General features: G+C 67.6%; 3 protein-coding genes and 1 pseudogene. 2 read left to right on the plus strand and 2 right to left on the minus strand.

Annotation, left to right across the window (positions count from 1 at the left end; all coding sequences use genetic code 11):
- Window positions 1-488: 488 nt before the first annotated feature.
- On the minus strand, window positions 489-827 hold the full coding sequence (locus AB0N17_RS46235) for an ANTAR domain-containing protein (RefSeq protein WP_366017666.1): 339 nt from the start codon (window positions 825-827) through the stop codon (window positions 489-491).
- Window positions 828-982: 155 nt separating this feature from the next.
- Between AB0N17_RS46235 and AB0N17_RS46240 the strand changes: the two genes are divergently transcribed.
- On the plus strand, window positions 983-1,237 hold the full coding sequence (locus AB0N17_RS46240; RefSeq protein WP_366017667.1) for a hypothetical protein: 255 nt from the start codon (window positions 983-985) through the stop codon (window positions 1,235-1,237).
- Window positions 1,234-1,608, plus strand: a complete 375-nt coding sequence (locus AB0N17_RS46245; protein ID WP_366017668.1) for a hypothetical protein — start codon at window positions 1,234-1,236, stop codon at window positions 1,606-1,608. Before AB0N17_RS46240 ends, AB0N17_RS46245 begins: the two co-directional genes overlap by 4 nt.
- A 240-nt stretch (window positions 1,609-1,848) precedes the next feature.
- Here AB0N17_RS46245 and AB0N17_RS46250 read toward each other — a convergent pair.
- Window positions 1,849-1,932 (minus strand): annotated as a pseudogene (locus AB0N17_RS46250) (IS5/IS1182 family transposase); the annotation flags it as partial.
- Window positions 1,933-2,208: the final 276 nt, after the last annotated feature.

Here is a 2,208-nt window from a genome sequence, read left to right on the forward strand (position 1 = left end):
GAACGCTTCAGGCGAGAAAAAAACAGTGACATCAGGAAGTGAATCTGGGAAGGTTGAAACGCCTCAAGCTGGACATCCGATCCGGAACGTTTCGCGTTTGGCACTCCGGTAAGCGGTCGTGGTTCCGACCTGTCTCCGGTCAGTAGATCTGAGCAGAGGGGGGTTGCAGGCCGGTCGAAGATGAGCCGCGAGGACCTTATCGACGCCCTTGCCCGCGCTGGGCGCTGTCGCAAGAAGAGCGCCGCCTGACGGAGCGGGTTGGCAGCTCCCGGCCTTCTGCCCAGGTAAAAGGGCCAGGAGCTGCCGTGCAGGACAGGGCGCCACTGGTTGAGGAGGCCGCCGGCTGCTGACCAAGGCAAAGACCGACGGCGCGCCCGGTGCGCGCCTGCCACTATCGGTAAACGATCTTGTTCGGTGCTGGACACGGCCACCGGTTGCTGTCTGCGCTGCGAGATCACTTCTCTCTCGCCCGGTCGCTGTCTGGGTGATCAGCTGTCTGTGAGCCCCGCGCTGAGGCCTAGGGCCTCGTCGAGGGCTTGTTTGATGGGGGCGGGTAGTGGCTGGTGGGTGTGGGCCCAGGTGATCACGGCTTCGGCGACGGTGTGGAGTTTGGTGTTGGCGAGCTGGGAGGCGGCACGCAGCACGGCGAAGCCGGTGTCGGGGTTGATCTGGTGCAGGCAGATCAGGACGCCGATGGCCTGGTCGATGGCGGCGTGGGAGGAGACGGCCCGGCGCAGCTGGGTGACTTCCTTCTCCAGCTCGCCGTGGCCCATGCCGACGGTGTGCGGTTGGCCGTTGCGGCGGGGCTGGTTGGGTGGGGAGGTCATGGGGGGAGGTCCTCGGGCGGTGGGTGGGTGTTCGGTGGGTTACCTGGTGCCTGCCCAGAGTGAGCCGGGCCATCCCGAGCGGCCCGTACTGGCCCACCAGTCGGCATTGTGGGAAGCAACCCCGCAAGGCTTCTACCGGCGGTAGAATCCGTGGCATGACCAAACCTACGAGCATCAAAACAACCGAGGCGGTGCGTGACCGGCTGCGCCTCCTCGCCAAAGAGCGGGGTATGAGCATCACTGATCTCGTGGCGGACCTCGCCAGTCGCGAGCTCACGGATGCCGAGCGTGAGCAGCGCGCTCTCGAGGCCGCCGGTGAGCTGGGGATCGAGTACACCGAGCAGGTCCAGCAGGCCGGACAGAGTGCCTGGGAGAAGATCCGCGCCCATCAGGGCAGCGCCGTCGCATGAACTTGACGGCTGTCCTGGACCACACCGCTCTGGCCGCTCTCTATCAGGCGGACGCCTTCTTCACGGGGCTGTACATCGAGGCCTCGCGCGGAACCGGCCGGGTCCTGATCCCCTCGCTGTCCGTTCTCGCCGCCGACCGCCAGGTCCCAGGTGCCGGCGCGCACGCCGCGGCACTGCGTTTCGCCGAGAGCATCCCGTTCACCGCCGATCATGCCCGGGACGCGTTCGCATGGGCGGGCGCTTCGTGGGCCGTGACGCATCCGGCCGCGATCGCATGGAAGGCCGCCAAGGCCGGAGAACCGGTCACCGTCCTCTCACTCAAGCCCGAGCTATACGCGGGAACCGGTGTCACGCCGCTGAACCCCACCTGAGACGTAGTGTTGCCGCCGCACCCAGCTGCCCGGCGAAGCTGATTGAGCAGATCGCCGCCGTCGGCGCTTGCGTCGGGGCAGCCAGCCCCGCGACTCAGCGAGTGGCAGTCACTGGGACGGTAGCCATTGCGGCATCGTTGCCCGCCGCCGGCTTCAGCAGGACGGCGAAGCCGCAACTCCGACACGGCGATCAGACGGCTTCGCTCGGGCAGGCCACAGCCCGTGAGCGAGGTTGTCTGCTCATGACGCGAGGACGAGGTTGTGCATGTGGGCGACGGCCTGGACTGCGTGATGGAGGCCGTCGGTGCGCTGCCGGCAGTCGCGTCCGGTCCGGGGCGTCCGCCAGGAAGGCGACGGGTTCGAGTGCCAGCAGCGGTCCCAGCCGCTGGATGATCCGGCACACTGTGGACGAGGAGACGCCGCGGCCGGCCGCATCGCACCGATGCTGGCCCTCTCGCCGGCCCGCCAGCCACCCCAGGGTGCCGTCGACGATGGAGACGGTGCCCTAGAGGTTGTCCCGTATGGGACGTGAGTTGTCCGGTGAGGGCCAGGTTGTGGAGCCGGGCGCTACCGTGGATGGCTTGGTGAACGCCGTTGCCC

This window comes from Streptomyces sp. NPDC051133, from assembly GCF_040682635.1.
GTDB lineage: Bacteria > Actinomycetota > Actinomycetes > Streptomycetales > Streptomycetaceae > Streptomyces.

What these genes read in the sequence shown, in the direction of transcription:
- AB0N17_RS46240 (WP_366017667.1), top strand. Translation starts at nt 983, where the DNA reads ATGACCAAACCTACGAGCATCAAAACAACCGAGGCGGTGCGTGACCGG.
- AB0N17_RS46245 (WP_366017668.1), top strand. Translation starts at nt 1,234, where the DNA reads ATGAACTTGACGGCTGTCCTGGACCACACCGCTCTGGCCGCTCTCTAT.
- AB0N17_RS46235 (WP_366017666.1), bottom strand. Translation starts at nt 827, where the DNA reads ATGACCTCCCCACCCAACCAGCCCCGCCGCAACGGCCAACCGCACACC.